Below are 17,053 nucleotides of genomic sequence, written 5' to 3' on the forward strand. Positions count from 1 at the left end.
GGTTTTAAATATTTTTAGACCGACTAGTTGGTTTGTTATATTAATAAGAATGCCCTTTATATATAAAGTAATTTTTCACCACCCATACCTACCGATAGATGTTAGATGGAATGGGGCGGTGCTTTAAGAAAAACGAAGAAATGCTTTCTTTTTGTTTTGCTTCCTCTGTCAAAATGGAATGTAAAATGAAATCGATAAAGTGATGGGCAATTTCTTCAATGGTCATTGGTCCATCTGGTTTATACCACTTATATGTCCAGTTCACCATACCGATAATCGACATGCCGGTAATTTCAACGGAAAGCTCGCGGCGAAATTCCCCTGCCTCGATTCCTTCACGAATGACACGAAAAATCACTTGTTTGAATTCATCCCGTTTTTCATTAATTTTTTGGGAATATTCTGGTTTTAAGTACGTGCTTTCTTGATAAAAGACAGTAATATGCGGCTTATATAAATGGAATACTTTTACAAATGACTGAATAATAGCGTACAGCCGTTCTGTTGGTGTGTCGTAATTTTTATATGCTTCTTGTGCCTTGTTTAGTACATAGGTAATAAACACATCATGGATATGGTAGAGAAGTTCATCTTTTGATTTAAAGTTATGATAAAATCCACCTTTTGATGTATTACTCTCGGTTACGATGCGGTCAACAGTGACCCCATGATATCCATATTTTTCAAAGAGATGAAGTGCGGTATCAATGATTCGATCTTTTAATGTTTTTTCTCCCATGAAAAGTCTCCTTTACTCTTATATTAACATTATTTTCTGAAAAATTAAATATTTTTTATTATTTGATCTTGACATTATTTTCACTCATGATTATAAAATACGTAATTCATGCAAGAAATGTCAATCATCGTTTATAATGATTATGTGATGTAAATAAAGAAACGAGGTAGATATGATGACCAATATATTATTGATTAACGGGAGTTCAAGAGAAAACGGAAATACAGAGCAATTAGCTGATGTTATGTTGAAAGGAATTTCTTGTACTCGCATGAATTTAAGGGATTTTTTCATTCGACCAATTGTTGACCAGCGCCACGTTCCGGGTGGGTTCACTGCAGTTGCTGATGATTATGATCAATTGATTGAAACGGTTCGCCAACATGATGTGCTTATTTTTGCGACGCCTATCTACTGGTATGGAATGAGCGGGCATATGAAGCAATTTGTTGATCGTTGGTCACAAAGTTTACGAGATACGAGATTTTCTTTTAAAGCGGAAATGGAAAAGAAAAAGGCTTTTGTTCTCATTTGTGGTGGAGACGATCCGTATGTAAAAGGACTGCCGCTCATTCAACAATTTCAATATATTTTTCAGTTTGTCGGTCTTGAATACATAGGGTATTTGATTGGAAAAGGAAATGCTCCAGGCGATGTGCTCCGCGACGAACTAGCGATTCGTCAAGCGAAGTACTGGAATCAATTTTTTCAGTCGTTATAAAATTCACTCCCACTTTCCACGGCCTAGGAAAGTGGGAGTGTAGCTTTGCCCAAGTGAAAAAATAAGCTTTAAGTGACAAAGGTTACTTGTCAGTCAATGATACAAAATTTACTCATTTAAAATACATATAATTATAAATAACTCCGTCCAAGTCAAATAATAAAGAAAGCATCAATTTGTTCTGAAATCATAGTCTTCGATACTCCTCCACTCTAGCTAAATAACAGACAGTCACTTCCCAGTTTTCAGTGGTTTATGTTCCCTCTCAAAGGATAGTTTCAACGATCAATAAGTAATAAGAGCTTATATATCTATATAACCTCCTCTGCTCTATGGGCCTTGAAAATCACAAATTTATGGTAACGGATTTTCCTCGCCATGGTGTTTACATAAATCTTTCCCTCTATAATTCCCTTGTCACTGTAGCAAATAACTCTGGCCACTTGTTAGCTACAAAAAATTGATAAACCGGATATAGACTATCATAAAGTTCCATATCTATCGGTCTATGATAAGTAATTTGTTGATACAAACTAAATAACATCAAAACTTGTTTCCAATATTCTGGTATTCTCAATTGTTCAATGTTATCTAAATTTAACCTAATAAGATCTTTGCGCAGTAAAGCCTCATGCTCTAATACTATTTCAATAAAAGGCCAGTTGTTGCCATCCGGCAGCTTTGGAAAGCTAAGCTCAGGGTTTAGATTTTGAGTTTTGTTATTTGCTTCATAAAGAACTTTTTTTGCCTTTTCCTCATCAGATTCATAAATATGAGCAGAACCTACATTATGGAAATATTCACCTAATTCGACTCCAAGGTCTTTAGCCATCATTTCTTGGATAAAGGTAAAAGAAAAAACGTCACTGACCATACCACGGAAAGCATCATTCGCCCTCATATAAGAAGCCATATATAACTTTTTTTCTCTAATAAAAAACTGCAGTCCAATCGTGCATGACACATCAATGTTATCTGTAATAACCAATTCTGAAGCATCAAAAATTTGCATAAACGCTCGCTTAGAATCAGGATCTTTATTTAACAGCAAATCTTTTATTTGCTGCCATTGATTGATTTTAGCATTACCAAATTCAAATATTTTTGGGCCATATGCTGTACCCGTCAGAGTTTTTCCATCCATTGAATATTTAACCATGTTTTTGGCATAATAGCTTATAAAATCTAGACGGTTACTTGATGATAAATACCATAAGACTTCTGCGAAATTGAAAATTATATTTGTTTTTCTAGAAGGTATGTAACATACTCGTTCAATCGGATTAGTTATCGTAAAATTTACATTTAGCTTTTCACGACTCCGATTGCCACGTGGAGCATTAAAAAACTGAGGATTATAATAAATATCTTTCAATATATCCAGATAAGCTTCATGAAAACGGTTATATTGCATAAAAATCCCTCCGCAGACTCAATTAACTTGAAAGTATTTTTCTACTTGTGGTATAGCTTTATTATTGATTAAATATTCTTCCAACTTAGGAGGATCATCCTTCTCTTAATTAAAAAGAATGTAAGTAACATTTTCCACTTTTCCGGGTCCTCGAACTAAAAATGCGTAATCCTTGCCTTTTCCTCATGACGTACGTGGCTGAATCGGTCTATGTGCGACATAATTCGTAATAAAGTAAGGTCATCGACAATCCGGCATACATCGCTAAAGAATAGACGAATTGATGAGAAACGCTATACGTAATCAAACTGATCATGACCATTTGTGAAAAGCTGTACCAAAATGGTAAAAACAACATGTGAGATGATTCGGATCTGAGTGATAATCATAGTGAAGACGCCTCATTCATTGAAGTAACACCGGATGTTTCGGCGGCTTCATAAAAATAAAGCGATGCGTTATAGACTCGCTAACGATATAAAGAAAAACACCGATAAAAGCGGAACAACAATCGATATATCGGTTGCTTGAACGATCGAAGCAATAAACGAAGCGCCAGCGGTAACCGCCGCAGCGATCACATCTTTAGCAGAGAAAAATTCCCGTACATACTCCCTCACGTTCCCTCCCTTTCACCTGAGCGAAATCAAACGACAAATCGTCTGATTGTTTCGATGACTTCTGTTTCCCAGTCGTGCCGGTCAAACGTATGGTTCGCTCCTTCAATAAAGTGAACGGTTGCTTGATCACCATAACATCTTTGTCGGTACACATTACTCACATGATACGGTACGACATCATCACCGGTGCCGTGAATGAGTAGTACAGGACCGTGATACGGTTTTGCTCGTTCAAACACGTTGATTGTTTTTAAATCTTCCAAAAACTCGCGGCCGACTAAATTTCCGCCATGATCATAATATGGAGTCGTCACGTCAATGTCCTCTTGTTGAATCATCTGCATAATGAGTTCATACATATTTCCGGCAGGAGCAAGCAAGATTAACTTTTTCACATCTGCCGGCCGTTCTCCTGCAACAACGCTGGCGACAAGCCCACCCATGCTTAACCCGAGTAAATAGATATTCGATGTGTCAATACGCGGATCGTTTTTCACCAAATCAACAATCGCATGCGCCTCTGCAATTTCTTTCGATACAGTCATTTGTTCAAAATCACCATCGCTTTCCCCGCTTCCTAAAAAATCGAAGCGGAAGCTGGCGATACCGTGCTGTTCGAGCTTTCTTGATATTTTAAGAAACAGACGGTGCGGCTCTAACTTTGTGCCGGTAAATCCGTGAAACAAAATGGCTGCGGGAACTTTTTGACTGCATGCTGTACCTGGTATATGTTCCATGCCACGTAACGTCATTCCGTTATGCTCTAGTGTAATGGCAGTTTGCATGTCGATCGTCTCCTTTTTATTTTATTTTGTTGCTTTACATTTTCTCTATATTTCTATGTGATTCCTCTATATTGGCATGGGAAATTTACACATTTTATGTATAATCATCACACCAGTTCTAGAAGATAAAAATGGAGGTGATTTGTTTGGAACCGATGTTATGTCCAAACTGCAAAACGAACCGAACGCGCTTTAATTTGATTGAGCAGCAGCCGAGAGCGGTAAAACTCAATCCGCAAACGGGTGAAATCGAACAAGAATATACGAACGACACACTTAACCCGTTTCATCTTCCTTATCGCGGGCCGAGCTATCGCGTTCAATGCGCTGCATGTGGACTCATTGAAAATCCGGAAATGTTTATTAAACGAGCGCAACATTCTTCGGAAATGGGGTGAAAAATGGCCACCAAAGCAAACCGTTAATAATAATGCAAAAGGAAACGGACATATTCGCCGCGCCACACTGAACAAAGCCGATGGATAATAATCTCTCTTAAAAAAATAGGCTTACCGTGCTTTTTTCGGTAAGCCTCAACGCTTATCATCGCCTAAGCAAGCATCTTGCGATTTTCTAAAGATACATCGTCCATGTGCCAATGTCTCGAAATCCAAGACGCTTATAAATATTTCCTGCTTTTGGATTATCGTAAAATAAACATAATGTTTTCCCTTCGGAAATCAAATCTTGTATGAGTTTTTTCATGATGGCACTCGCATACCCTTTTTGCCGATATGCTTCTTCTGTACATACACCAACAATCATCGCCGATAATGAATTTTCCGCAGTCGTCGAAGCAGAAGCAACCATTTTGCCATCTTCCTCAATATAATATGTTCTGCTTGTATTCGTCTCTAGCCCTTTCGCCAACATCTCCCGCGCTCTCGGCGTTGTTGTAAATTCCGCAATGCTTTGTCGCAGAGCGATAATTCGGTCAACATCATCAAGCGTCGCCTTTTTGATGTCAATATTCTCTGTTCCTGTCGCGAGTTTATCTGTTTGACATTCACAAAAATAGGTAACACGCTTGTTTCCTAGCGGTAGCACGTGCTCGAATTGCTCGACAATTTCTGATTTTCCAGACAACACGAAAGACGAGGTAGACGTTTGTCGGATAAGCTGCGCAAATGCTTCCACATGAAACGATGTTCGCGCATATGGAATGTAAGAATCGTAATAGCGAAGCAACACTGCGTTTAACGTACCATTTTCGTCAAATTCTCCCCATATGTCTTGAAAATCTGCGTCATATCCAAAAGATTCGATGTCCCCAATAATAAACAGATTGAATGACGGTTCTTCTTTTAGTAAAGAAAAAAGCAACTTATGATCACTTTTCGTTAGACGACGAATCATCCCATCTATCTCCCTCTGTTTTTAATATTTTTACTAGAATACTATATTTAACTAAAAATAGACAGTAACAATGTACATAAATTTTTCGTTTTTATTTATACTGATAGTAAAACGAACATGTGGAGGACTAAATAATGAAATTTGTTGACGAGCTATATGAATATTACAAAGATCGGCTAACAGGAGACGAGGAAGACGCAGAAGTCGTGACGATGTCGATTTTAGAAGAGTTAGACCGACATGATTTGCTTCAACTTATTAAAGAAATGGATGATGATGAATTAATGGGCATGGTAGGTCTTTTCATTCTCGAAAGCCTTAAAGCTAAAATGGCGCACGAAGGACTCGGCCAAACGAAGATGCCGTCTGCATCAGTGGTTCATTAGGCAAAGCAAAAGGATGGCTTATATAGCCATCCTTTTGGAATTATTGAAAAAATTCCACATCATATCCTTCTTTTATTAACACTTGGTGAATTTGATGAATATGGTCTTGATTTTTGGTTTCAAGTGAGAAATGAATTTCCGCTTGACCCGGTAACACTTTTGTTCCGATGCGCTGGTGATGAATCGACATGACGTTTGCTTCCAATTCAGCGATGATGCGCAATAGTTTATTAAGTTGTCCCGGTTTATCAGAAATGACCGTTGTAAACGTAACAAATCGCCCCGATTCGACTAATCCGCGTTCAATGATGCGGGAAATGAGTGTGACGTCCACATTGCCCCCGCTTAACACAGCGACAACTTTTTTTCCTGTAAACTGTAATTTATGATATAACAAAGCAGCGAGTGGACACGCGCCGGAACCTTCGACTAACAGTTTATTTCGTTCAAGTAAATACAGCATCGTTCGCGAAATTTCCGCTTCTTCTACACAAACAACGCCATCAACGTATTTTTCAATATACTCATATGTAATGTTTCCTGGTTTCTTTACTGCAATGCCATCCGCGATCGTATCGGAAGAAGTAATCGTTACCGGCTTTTTATGGCGAAGGGCCGCTGTCATTCCTGGACAAGCTGATGATTCGACCCCATACACTTGAATCGACGGCTTCAATTGCTTTAACGTAAACGCCAATCCGGAAAGCAGCCCTCCTCCACCAACAGGGCATAACACGACATCCACATCTGGGAGTTGTTCTAAAATCTCTAGCCCAATCGTTCCTTGTCCTGCCATGACGGCTAAGTCATCAAACGGATGGACGAATGTCGCTCCCCTCTGCCGCTGCAGTTCTAGCGCGTAGTCAAGCGACTCGTCAAAAACATCTCCATGTAAAATCACTTCTGCCCCATATCCTTGTGTTGCTTGGACTTTACTTAACGGCGCTCCCTTCGGCATGACGATCGTGCATGGAATGCCGATCATGCTGCTTGAATAAGCAACTCCTTGGGCATGATTTCCTGCAGATGCAGCAATTACTCCGCGCTGCCGTTCTTCTTCCCGCAACGACATAATTTTATTGAACGAACCGCGCACTTTAAATGACCCTGTTTTTTGCAGATTTTCTAACTTCATATACACATCATTACCAGAAAGTTTGCTGAACGTTTGCGAATGTTCAAGAGGAGTTTCGTGAATCGTCCCTTTCATTTTTTCTCTTGCCTGTAGAACGTCATTAAGTATCAACATCGTTTCTATCACCTAACTATCATTCATTTAAGCGTTTGCATTGCTATTATATATCAAGCGGTTATTCATCTACAAACTATATTCAATATGTTGCTTTTCCACCTTTAATAAACGGGATACGTAGAAAAGAAACGGAAAGCCCAAGAAACTTAAGAGCGCTAGAGACCCGAATAAGTAACCTCCCCCAGAAACACCGAATACAGAAATGAAAAATCCGCCTAATGTTGGCCCAAACGCATTGCCGATCGAAGTAAAACTCATTGCTCCAAAATATAATCCCTTCATCTCTGGATTGGCAATTTGGTCAATAAATAAGTCATTCATTGTAAACATCATCACTTCTCCAATCGTAAAAATGACCACAGCTATGACTAGCAACCAAGGCTGATGAACAAGTCCAAATAAGAATAATCCACTTCCAACTGTGACCGTACCAAGCATAATCGATACAATAGGAGAATAAAATTTGCCAATTCGTGAAACCGGATATTGCGCCACTAAAACAGTAACAGCGTTCACCACGATCAAATAAGAAAACAATTCTACTCCATTTTGAAAATACGGGGCACTCGATAAATATTGAGGAATGGTGGAACTAAATTGCGAATATCCTGCCACACCTAACGTCATACCGATAATTGCAAAGAAAAATACTTTATCATGGATTAATACGTAACATGCCTTCCGTAATGTGATATGCTCTTTCGTTTCACCAGACGGCGAGGCTATCGTATATTGTTTGCGGTGGAACATGAGCGATAGCGACAAGCCGTATAATATATAAATGATGGCGGTAAGCCAAAAAGCAGAGGTCGAGGAAGCACTTCCCATTTTTAAGCCGAGCAATGGACCAATAGCAGCTCCAACATTAATAGCAGCATAGCGCAAATTAAATACAAGCAATTTTTGTTCTTGTTTTGTTACATCCGATAACAATGCCCGCGAAGATGGCTCAAAAAATGAACGGCATATTCCGTTTAGGGCATTTAGAAGAAAAAAGACAAAAACATGCTCTGCTATAGCAAAACCAATAAACACGAATGCCCATACCCATATAGAAGCAAGCATAATCCGTTTTCTTCCAAAACGATCAGATAAGTGACCGCCTATAAATCCGCTAAACAAGCTGACAAATGCACTGATTCCGATAATAGCTCCCGCCTCTACAGGACTAATTCCCTTTACTTTTGTTAAATAAATCGATAAAAAAGGAATCGCCATAAATGTTGCCGTTCTTGCGAATAATGTTCCGATAATAATATGTAAGCTTAACGGATGCAATGATTTGAGTGTACCCATACGTTCCCCCTTAAATCGATATATTTTGCCATTAGGATATTACATAACGGAAGTGTCAGCTATGGAAAACTTCGCTTTCTCCCGCTGTTATAAAGCGATCGGGATTGGATTATTTGTGACCCTACAATTGGAAGATTTTCGCTAAAAAATCGTGCAATTTCCTTTTTTTATTGCTCATAACCTCCTTTTTCTTAAAAGAATCGTTACCGAAAGAAAAGAAAACGACTAGGGCTTTAGCATATTTGTATATCTTTATCTGGTCTTGCTTACTATGCCGCAAAACTCGCAGTGCTTCACTCAACAGAATTAATATGGGACTGGCCAGCAAACTCGTTGAAAAATTCGGAGAAGGAAAAAAGTGATCAAGCATGAATCGTTGTTTCTGCTACTAGAGATTGCGCCCGTTTTACTAGTAATTCATTTCCTCACGCCCCCCTATACTTATCCATTTCCGAAATTGGAAACGGCGTGATCTTCCCTTGTTTGTCATTGCCCATTACAAAACACGCTATAAGCAGTCAAGGAAGCACCACTGGACTTCTTTCGATTCGCTAGGGTGTATTTTTCGATCCTCCGACAGCAGAATAGCTGTTTACGATAATGATTGAACTTTCGTAATTATATAGCATTGCTTTATCTGCATTCACTCTGTCTCTTTACTATTTATTTGTTGTCAAGTTTAAAAAGGACAACCAGCAAGTTGTTCCCTAAGAAAGATACTCTGTTTTTAGTTGATTATTTAGAACATAGTTTCATTAGATAATACTATGATCATGACGATGGGTCATGATGATGAAAGGACGGTTGCTGCTTTACTTCTTTGGTAAAAAAGTATAAAACAAGCGCCAATGAAATGGTACCAAAGACGACGACCATATATGATAGTCCAATCGTATCAAGCAACAATCCCGTTCCAAGAAGAACGATTTGAAACATGACGCGGTCTAACATATTTTTAAACGAGAAAAAGCGGCCATGGTATTGTTTTGGAATGTTTGTTTGAAAAATGGTTGCAGCAATCGGAAAAAAACAGCCAACTCCAAAACCAAATACGGCAAATGACAACAATGGAGCAATTTTCATTTCCGCAAAATATAACGATAAATGAGCGCAAGCAATCAACAAAGAAAAGCTGTATAACATTCTTCGTAAATCCCATTTCTCCGCAATTCGTTTCACGATAAACGCGCCGATCATAAAGCAAACCCCTTCTGCTGTATATAAAAGCCCTTTAATCGTGCTGTCATGTTGCAATTCGCTTATATTGATGACCATTAAGTTAAATCCGCCGAGAAACAACGTTGGAACAATCGTTAATAACAATGCGATTTTCACAAGAGGGAATTGTTTTAAAACAGGGACGATTTCTTTAAAATTGGCTGCTTGGTGATGCTTGTTCCGTCTTTGTTTTCCCTCTTCCTGAATATGTAGGAAAAACGTTGATACAAATAGGCCTCCATAGGCAATCATGCTGAATACATATAGCGAGTGAAGGTTCATCACAGCAAGCAATGCTCCACCCAAGGCAGTGCCGAGAATTCGAGCCACCGTCGAAACATTCATATGAACCCCATTCATTGATAACAATTCTTTTTCCTTCACTATGAGCGGAATCGCTGCCTGAAGAGCTGGAAAATAAAAAGCGGCTGACACTTGAATGACAACCATAAACACAACCATCCAGCCAACGGATGAAAAATGCAGCGCTAGCATCATAAATATGACGCTGGCCATTCGAAAAAAGCCTGCATATAGCAATACCGTTTTTTTCTTGTAGCGGTCAATCACTTTTCCCGCTATCGGACCTACCATAACCCCCGCCAACAACCCTATAAATAAAATAAGGGATTTCAAAAAATCAGAGGAAACATGTTGTTGTAAAAATTCCAAATTCCCAATGATCCCCAACCACAACCCTAATCCTGCAACAAATTCTCCTATTAGCACAAGCCACACATTTTGGTTTTTCCACATGTCACCATCTCCTCTTTTTTGCCATTGACATTTTATCACACTATTTCGATTAGAGAAATATTTTTCTCTTTTCACTCTTTTCTATTGCATGTTATTTTTGATTTTTACAATTATTTATTTAGAACATAGTTTTATTAAAAAATATATAACAAAAAGTGGGCAGGAGGTTGAAAAATTGTTAAAATAAAGAAAATGAGATGACAAGAAAGGATGAAATTTGTGACTACGAAATTGTACTATACTTCGCCCTCGACGACGGAATGGATGACAACGATCACCAGCTGTCGCGAAGATGGTGATACATATATCGTCACATTAGCAGAAACAGCTTTTTATCCAGAAGAGGGTGGCCAGCCTTCTGACAAAGGAATGATAGAAGATATTCCTGTTATCGATGTTTTTGAACAAAACGGGGAAGTATATCATCGCCTCCCTTCCCTTCCGTCTACATCAACGATTCACTGTCAAATTGATGCTGGTCGTCGTCTTGATCATACGCAACAACATAGCGGTCAACATTTATTATCCGCCGTATGTATCGACTTATTTGATGCCCATACCGTTAGTTTTCATCTTGGCAGTGATATCGTTACGATTGATTTGAACATTCCATCCTTATCGGAACACGAACTCATGGCAATTGAAGACCGGGTGAACGAGCTTATTTATGCGAACCTTCCTGTTAAAACGTACTACGTCTCAAAAGAAGAAACTCATACGATTCCGTTTCGTAAACTCCCGGATGTCGATGGTAAAATTCGCGTCGTAGAAATCAAAGGAGTAGATGTTTCCGCTTGCTGCGGCACGCATGTCGCACGGACTGGAGAAATTGGAATGATTAAACTATTAAAAACCGAACGACATCGCGGTATGACACGCCTGTCGTTTAAATGCGGTAAACGCGCGCTTGATGATTATCGCGCCTCTCACACTATCCTTACCAATATCTCTCAACAATTCGGAACAAACCGGGAAATGTTGTTCGATGTGCTGTGTAAACTAGAATCAGAAAACAAGGAGTTACAGAAACAGCTACAGCAGCTAAAGCAAGTCATTTATGGAAGCGAAGCACAAACAAGCGCTCAACAAGCCGAAAATGTTCCAGTTGTCGTTCGCCTCTATGAACAATATACGATGAAAGATTTGCAGGCCATTGCGAACGAAATCGTGACCCGTTACAATAAAACTGCCATTTTGGCAACAACAACAGAACAGCGTTTAGTCATGGTCAAGTCCCCTTCTCTTTCATTACATGTCGGACAATTGTTCAAACAGCAGCTCGAAGCAATGAACGGAAAAGGTGGCGGTAACGAACGACAAGCACAGGCAACCTTTTCAACCATTGAAGATGTACATGCGTTTATGCATTGGTTGGAAACGGAAGTGATGAGAGTGACAGTGAATGATTGATGCCCACATTCATCTTGACCAATATGCTGATATCGAAGAAACTATACAACAATGGCAAGAGGCAGGAATTGAGGCGGTTGTCGCTGTATCTACCGACTTACGGTCAAGTTATCGGACACTCGAGCTCAAACAACGGTTCCCTACCTTCATTTATGCAGCGATCGGGTTTCATCCGGAACAACCGCTGCCAAATCAAGCAGATTGGAACGAATGGACTCGCTTATTACAACAAGAACGTCAACATCTTACTGCCATCGGAGAAGTCGGGCTTCCGTACTATTCAGCGGAAGCCGTTTCGCATTTTCCTTACTATCGCGATTTATTTGAACAGATCACTCAGCTTGCTGTCGATACTTCCTTACCTTTAGCGATTCATGCCGTATATGATCGCGCGCAGACTGCTTTAACAATTTTGCAAAAGTATAAAGCCACAAAGGCACATTTTCATTGGCTAAAAGCCAATCCCGTTCTCGTTCAGCAAATTATCCAATGCGGTTATTATATTTCCGTTACTCCAGAAGTTTGTTATCGGAAACGTGATCGACAATTGCTTTCTCACGTTCCGATCGAGCAACTGTTATTAGAAACGGACGGACCTTGGCCATTTGATGGACCGTTCACCGATGTTCCTACATCGCCTTTATTATTATCGTATTCGCTTCAAGCCGTCGCTTCCTTTTATCGCCAAGATATTGCAACAATACGGGCAAGCATCGTTACCAATACAAGGAAGCTTTACAAATGACGTCGCAAAAATTCCTCTAGCGGAAACGACCATTTTTCTGTACACTAACTAACGAACGTTTTAATCAAGGAGTCGTGTAGTATGATCGATTTTTCCTATGAACAGCTCAAACAGCGCATCACCGAATTAGAACAAGAATTACAATTATATAAAAATTTTGTGAAGGAGCTTCCTTTTCCAGTGGAATTTACGGATCACTCATTAGGAATGAAATTGAAAAAAAAGCGTGGAAAAATAGCACCAACGATTCATTCGCTTTCCGCTTCTCGTGAAACAGGTACCTATCTTCAGCTTGATATCAATCTGGATAGCGATTTACCTTTTGAGAAAATCGAAACATTTTTAGCACCGATTCTTGATTTCGTTCCACATCATATCGTATTTGTGGATGGTAACGGAATCATTACGCTTTGCAACTTGCAAGCAGCCAACGATATGGGAGTTAACCGCGATTCTGTTATTGGAAAGCATATACGTGATTTAGTAAAACTACCGGATGAACTCATTGTCACGCTAAAATCAATTGAAATGAACGAACCGATTTATAATCAAGAAGTATTAGACCGCTATTACGGAATTATTAATACGCGCATGATCCGGAATGAGGACGGCTCTATCAAACGCGTTATCAGTATGTTTCAATCGTTAAACTTGATGAAAGAAACGGAAAAATTAGCCGTAGCTGGACGTATCGCTGCAGGAATTGCCCATGAAATTCGCAATCCGCTGACAACCGTGCGCGGATATTTGCAATTTTTAAAGAGCGATCTCCCTGACCGAATCGTTTCACTTATCGATCAATTGCTTATTCCTGAACTCGACCGTGCTAACAGCATTATTACCGATTTTTTGAATATCGCCAAACCCGCTGACATCAAGATGGAAAAAATACAAATCAATCAATTTATTCAAGAGGAGTTAGGCATGTTACTGCAAAGTGAAGGGCTGCTCCATAACGTGGATATTCGTTTTAATTTAGATGAACGTTTAACCGATTATGATGTCGAAGCAGATAAAAATCAGCTTCTGCAAGTGTTTTTAAACTTATTTCGCAACGCAGTCGAAGCGAAAGTGAAAAAAACGATGAATGTATCGATTTCAAGCAAATTACATAACAACATTGTACAAATTCAATTTTGTGACGACGGTCCAGGAATTCCTCCGACCATTATCGATCACATTTTTGACCCATTTTTCTCGACAAAGGAAACCGGAACAGGGCTCGGACTATCGTTATCACATAAAATTATTGAACTACATAAAGGAACGATGAAAGTGCAAAGCAGCGAATGCGGAACATGCTTTTTCATCGAATTGCCCATTGTGAAAGCAAGGCTGTCTTAAATATAGTCGAGACAGCTTCATTTATATTATTCATTTAGAACAATGTTTACTTAAATATATAAACATAATTCGATTCTCGTATCCCTTTTTGCGAACGCCATATCTTTTCGTTTAAAATTATTGTTTCTTTTCTCTTTTTCTCGTAATCTATAGTAATAGTGGAATTTCTTTGTAAAAGAGAGGCGTCGGAAATGCAACAAACCGTCACACTAAAAGATAAAGCAGCTCAATTACTGCACATTCTCTTTCCTGTTTTAATCACGCAGCTCAGCTTGTATGCGATGAACTTTGCCGATGTAACAATGTCAGGTCATGCAAGTGCTGTGGATTTAGCGGGGGTCGCCATTGGATCAAGCCTTTGGGTTCCCGTTTTTACGGGCCTTAGTGGAATTCTGTTATCCATTACCCCGATCGTTGCTCAACACCTCGGAGCCAAACGATATGATCAAATCCCTTATTCGGTCATGCAAGCGATGTATTTAGCAATTGTCATTGCATTTGTCATTATTGGATGCGGAATGATCGGATTGGACTTTATCTTAGAACAAATGAAGTTAGAAGATAACGTGCAACAAATTGCCTATGATTATTTAGTCGCTCTTGCTTTTGGTATTATTCCATTGTTCATTTATCATGTGTTACGTTGTTTTATCGATGCACTTGGACAAACGAAAGTAACAATGTTCATTACCTTAACCGCATTGCCGATGAATATCTTTTTTAATTACTTACTCATTTACGGCAAGCTAGGGTTCCCTAAGCTAGGTGGAGTCGGCGCAGGCTATGCAACAGCGATTACGTATTGGTGTTGTTGCTTTTCTGCTTTATTAGTCATCCATCGTTTTCGCCGATTTGCCCGTTATCGTGTTCTTCATCGCCTTTATCCTATTTCATTGGCCATGTGGAAAGAGTTATTAAAAGTAGGACTTCCGATCGGATTTGCAATTTTTTTTGAAACGAGTATTTTTGCTGCGGTTACATTATTGATGAGTGAATTTAGCACAACAACGATTGCTGCCCATCAAAGCGCGATGAATTTTGCCTCACTTCTTTATATGATTCCGTTAAGTATTTCCACAGCACTAACGATCGCTGTTGGTTTTGAAGTTGGGGCAAATCGCTATAAAGATGCCAAACAATACAGTTTTCTCGGCATCGGAATGGCGGTATGTACAGCCGTTCTTACTTCGCTTTTTCTTTATTTTTTCCGTGGAGAAATCGCTTCAATTTACACAAAAGAACAAGAAGTGCTTTTACTAACGAAACAATTTCTGTTGTACGCTATTTTCTTCCAACTTTCTGATGCGATTGCTGCTCCGATTCAAGGAGCATTGCGAGGGTATAAAGATGTAAATGCTACGTTTGTAGCCGCCTTAATTTCTTACTGGGTCATCGGACTGCCATTTGGCTATCTACTAGCGAAGTTCACTTCAGCTCACGCGTTTGGTTATTGGATTGGGCTTATTGCAGGCTTAGCTGCTGGTGCCGTTTTCCTTCTTGCCCGTCTTTTGTTTATCCAACGCCGCTACCACCGCATACAAACAATGAAAGGCTGACAGATGAATAACTGTCAGCCTTTTCTCCTTTCAGCGTTGTTGCTTCATATGGTCAAGCACTTCGCAATCAATGTTTCATTTTCAAGTCATCGTTTTTCAAAATATTCTCCGTATGTAAATACGTATTCAATAACAAAACTCTTAAGCCTTACTTGGATAATAAAAATAGCTGCAACTTTATTATGTGAAACAGTAATATAAAGCCTTTTCATGCCCCTCAACTATTCAGCCCTCTGCTAGTTCAACTAAATTATCTAAAAAAAGGAAAATTTAAATGTTTGTGTTAAACAAAAAGTTTATATGAACTTGTATAATACTTGTCCTATCAACAAAAAAATGATAGTGATTAATAAAGACCTAGCATATCTTACAGGAATATGCGGTAATGTCAGTAAGCCAAATTGAGAACCTATTGCTGATCCTATTGCCATAGCAAAAGCATAATGCCATTGCACAAATCCCGTTTGATAAAATACACCAAATGCTCCCAAACAACTTCCTAAAATTAAAACCCTTGTAAGCTGAACAGCCTTCATGTAAGTATTTTCTTGACTCATATAATGAATAATTCCAAACGTTGAAGATCCCGGTCCAAATCCTCCATCGTATGCAGCTATGAAGAAAGGGACAATTCTGCTTACGATACTAGTTTTTTTTGCTTTTCCCTTCAACAGACGATACCCACTGTTTGCTTCTTAAAGTAACAATTAAGGCAACTACCAATAAAATAAGGGCTATAACGTTCATAGTCTTTTCGTCAATACTTGTAGTAATTAGAGCTCCGCAAATCCCTCCAAGCAATGCAATACAAACATTCATACATATCGTTTTGCCATCTAGATATTTATTTTTTAACAAATATGATACACTCGTTAGTGCGGCAATCCCAGATGAAAACTTATTGGTGGCAATGCCGATTTGAATAGGAACTCCTACAAGCATCATTGCTGGTAATGTAATTAATCCGCCACCGCCAGCTAACGTTCCAACAAAAGAAGAGATAATTCCTACCCCTAATAAAGCAAAAAACAAAGTATCCAAGATACTCCTCCCAAAAATTTCTAAATCTAATCAGAGAATGATATAATTTTCAATGTCTGCTTTAGGAGTAACGGCGATAACCCTCCCTATCATCGTATCACCTTTACCAATTTAGTTGAGTATGAAAAGTAAAAAAGCTCTATTGTAAATTCAACGGCATTATTGATAATTCCGCATCTTTATGGTCACTCAATAATGCAAGGTTAACGCTTCGTAAAGATGATTACATCAATTATCGCCTTTTAGACAGCCGATGTGAGAAAAAAGGCATGAAAGCTCATTTTTCACTTCTTCTTTATAGCAGCGATGTTTCTCTCTTTCGGTTTTGGTAAAGACAACTCTGCAATAATGGTCATTGACGCATAAATCAATATAACGGTCATTGTAGCCGCCGCAACCTCCATGTTCTTTGAC

The 17,053-nt window shown here is 38.9% G+C and carries 15 protein-coding genes and 1 pseudogene; 7 read left to right on the forward strand and 9 right to left on the reverse strand.

The window, feature by feature from the left end:
* Positions 1 to 88: 88 nt before the first annotated feature.
* Complete coding sequence (locus ISX45_RS07015) at positions 89 to 739, reverse strand: TetR/AcrR family transcriptional regulator (protein ID WP_181556197.1); 651 nt, start codon at positions 737 to 739, stop codon at positions 89 to 91.
* Positions 740 to 914: 175 nt separating this feature from the next.
* Between ISX45_RS07015 and ISX45_RS07020 the strand changes: the two genes are divergently transcribed.
* Positions 915 to 1,460 carry a flavodoxin family protein gene (locus ISX45_RS07020; RefSeq protein ID WP_194520639.1) on the forward strand — a complete coding sequence of 182 codons (546 nt, stop codon included), beginning with the start codon at positions 915 to 917 and terminating at the stop codon, positions 1,458 to 1,460.
* Between the two features lie 403 nt (positions 1,461 to 1,863).
* Here ISX45_RS07020 and ISX45_RS07025 read toward each other — a convergent pair whose 3' ends face one another.
* The 3 genes from ISX45_RS07025 to ISX45_RS07035 form a co-directional block, all read right to left on the reverse strand.
* Complete coding sequence (locus ISX45_RS07025) at positions 1,864 to 2,874, reverse strand: thymidylate synthase (protein ID WP_181556199.1); 1,011 nt, start codon at positions 2,872 to 2,874, stop codon at positions 1,864 to 1,866.
* 458 nt (positions 2,875 to 3,332) lie between these two features.
* Positions 3,333 to 3,494: a hypothetical protein gene (locus ISX45_RS07030; RefSeq protein ID WP_181556200.1), complete on the reverse strand. Its 162-nt coding sequence runs from the start codon at positions 3,492 to 3,494 to the stop codon at positions 3,333 to 3,335.
* Positions 3,495 to 3,520: 26 nt separating this feature from the next.
* The gene (locus ISX45_RS07035) at positions 3,521 to 4,279 is read right to left on the reverse strand and encodes an alpha/beta hydrolase (RefSeq protein ID WP_181556201.1); all 759 of its coding nucleotides are present in this window, start codon (positions 4,277 to 4,279) and stop codon (positions 3,521 to 3,523) included.
* 146 nt (positions 4,280 to 4,425) lie between these two features.
* On the opposite strand from ISX45_RS07035, the gene ISX45_RS07040 reads away from it, so the two are divergent.
* Positions 4,426 to 4,677: a DNA alkylation repair protein gene (locus ISX45_RS07040; RefSeq protein ID WP_181556202.1), complete on the forward strand. Its 252-nt coding sequence runs from the start codon at positions 4,426 to 4,428 to the stop codon at positions 4,675 to 4,677.
* A gap of 175 nt (positions 4,678 to 4,852) precedes the next feature.
* Here ISX45_RS07040 and ISX45_RS07045 read toward each other — a convergent pair whose 3' ends face one another.
* Positions 4,853 to 5,635 carry a GNAT family N-acetyltransferase gene (locus ISX45_RS07045; RefSeq protein WP_194520364.1) on the reverse strand — a complete coding sequence of 261 codons (783 nt, stop codon included), beginning with the start codon at positions 5,633 to 5,635 and terminating at the stop codon, positions 4,853 to 4,855.
* A 134-nt stretch (positions 5,636 to 5,769) separates the two neighbouring features.
* Here ISX45_RS07045 and ISX45_RS07050 point away from each other — a divergent pair, with 134 nt between their 5' ends.
* Positions 5,770 to 6,021, forward strand: coding sequence for a DUF6154 family protein (locus ISX45_RS07050; RefSeq protein WP_181556204.1), 252 nt, complete (start codon positions 5,770 to 5,772; stop codon positions 6,019 to 6,021).
* A 40-nt stretch (positions 6,022 to 6,061) separates the two neighbouring features.
* Here the strand turns inward: ISX45_RS07050 and ilvA are convergent, their stop codons facing one another.
* The 3 genes from ilvA to ISX45_RS07065 all read right to left on the reverse strand — a co-directional run bounded on the left by ilvA (position 6,062) and on the right by ISX45_RS07065 (position 10,543).
* Positions 6,062 to 7,270, reverse strand: coding sequence for a threonine ammonia-lyase (gene ilvA, locus ISX45_RS07055; RefSeq protein WP_194520365.1), 1,209 nt, complete (start codon positions 7,268 to 7,270; stop codon positions 6,062 to 6,064).
* Between the two features lie 69 nt (positions 7,271 to 7,339).
* Complete coding sequence (locus tag ISX45_RS07060; RefSeq protein ID WP_194520366.1) at positions 7,340 to 8,569, reverse strand: MDR family MFS transporter; 1,230 nt, start codon at positions 8,567 to 8,569, stop codon at positions 7,340 to 7,342.
* Between the two features lie 771 nt (positions 8,570 to 9,340).
* Complete coding sequence (locus ISX45_RS07065) at positions 9,341 to 10,543, reverse strand: MFS transporter (RefSeq protein WP_194520367.1); 1,203 nt, start codon at positions 10,541 to 10,543, stop codon at positions 9,341 to 9,343.
* Between the two features lie 219 nt (positions 10,544 to 10,762).
* Here ISX45_RS07065 and ISX45_RS07070 point away from each other — a divergent pair, with 219 nt between their 5' ends.
* The 4 genes from ISX45_RS07070 to ISX45_RS07085 all read left to right on the forward strand — a co-directional run bounded on the left by ISX45_RS07070 (position 10,763) and on the right by ISX45_RS07085 (position 15,598).
* Positions 10,763 to 11,953 carry an alanyl-tRNA editing protein gene (locus ISX45_RS07070; protein ID WP_194520368.1) on the forward strand — a complete coding sequence of 397 codons (1,191 nt, stop codon included), beginning with the start codon at positions 10,763 to 10,765 and terminating at the stop codon, positions 11,951 to 11,953.
* On the forward strand, positions 11,946 to 12,698 hold the full coding sequence (locus tag ISX45_RS07075) for a TatD family hydrolase (RefSeq protein ID WP_194520369.1): 753 nt from the start codon (positions 11,946 to 11,948) through the stop codon (positions 12,696 to 12,698). The genes ISX45_RS07070 and ISX45_RS07075 overlap by 8 nt, the downstream gene beginning before the upstream one ends.
* Positions 12,699 to 12,779: 81 nt before the next feature.
* Complete coding sequence (locus tag ISX45_RS07080; RefSeq protein WP_194520370.1) at positions 12,780 to 14,042, forward strand: two-component system sensor histidine kinase NtrB; 1,263 nt, start codon at positions 12,780 to 12,782, stop codon at positions 14,040 to 14,042.
* A gap of 191 nt (positions 14,043 to 14,233) precedes the next feature.
* The gene (locus ISX45_RS07085) at positions 14,234 to 15,598 is read left to right on the forward strand and encodes an MATE family efflux transporter (RefSeq protein WP_181556211.1); all 1,365 of its coding nucleotides are present in this window, start codon (positions 14,234 to 14,236) and stop codon (positions 15,596 to 15,598) included.
* Positions 15,599 to 15,894: 296 nt separating this feature from the next.
* On the opposite strand, the pseudogene ISX45_RS20240 reads toward ISX45_RS07085, so the two are convergent.
* Positions 15,895 to 16,639 (reverse strand): annotated as a pseudogene (locus tag ISX45_RS20240) (sulfite exporter TauE/SafE family protein).
* Positions 16,640 to 17,053: the final 414 nt, after the last annotated feature.

The sequence above is a fragment of the Thermaerobacillus caldiproteolyticus genome, from assembly GCF_015326725.1.
GTDB lineage: Bacteria > Bacillota > Bacilli > Bacillales > Anoxybacillaceae > Thermaerobacillus > Thermaerobacillus caldiproteolyticus.

Bases quoted from the DNA above. Each gene is read 5' to 3' on its own strand.
- ISX45_RS07060 (WP_194520366.1), bottom strand. From the start codon at position 8,569: ATGGGTACACTCAAATCATTGCATCCGTTAAGCTTACATATTATTATC.
- ilvA (WP_194520365.1), bottom strand. From the start codon at position 7,270: ATGTTGATACTTAATGACGTTCTACAGGCAAGAGAAAAAATGAAAGGG.
- ISX45_RS07075 (WP_194520369.1), top strand. From the start codon at position 11,946: ATGATTGATGCCCACATTCATCTTGACCAATATGCTGATATCGAAGAA.
- ISX45_RS07080 (WP_194520370.1), top strand. From the start codon at position 12,780: ATGATCGATTTTTCCTATGAACAGCTCAAACAGCGCATCACCGAATTA.
- ISX45_RS07050 (WP_181556204.1), top strand. From the start codon at position 5,770: ATGAAATTTGTTGACGAGCTATATGAATATTACAAAGATCGGCTAACA.
- ISX45_RS07020 (WP_194520639.1), top strand. From the start codon at position 915: ATGACCAATATATTATTGATTAACGGGAGTTCAAGAGAAAACGGAAAT.
- ISX45_RS07025 (WP_181556199.1), bottom strand. From the start codon at position 2,874: ATGCAATATAACCGTTTTCATGAAGCTTATCTGGATATATTGAAAGAT.
- ISX45_RS07015 (WP_181556197.1), bottom strand. From the start codon at position 739: ATGGGAGAAAAAACATTAAAAGATCGAATCATTGATACCGCACTTCAT.
- ISX45_RS07045 (WP_194520364.1), bottom strand. From the start codon at position 5,635: ATGATTCGTCGTCTAACGAAAAGTGATCATAAGTTGCTTTTTTCTTTA.
- ISX45_RS07035 (WP_181556201.1), bottom strand. From the start codon at position 4,279: ATGCAAACTGCCATTACACTAGAGCATAACGGAATGACGTTACGTGGC.
- ISX45_RS07065 (WP_194520367.1), bottom strand. From the start codon at position 10,543: ATGTGGAAAAACCAAAATGTGTGGCTTGTGCTAATAGGAGAATTTGTT.
- ISX45_RS07085 (WP_181556211.1), top strand. From the start codon at position 14,234: ATGCAACAAACCGTCACACTAAAAGATAAAGCAGCTCAATTACTGCAC.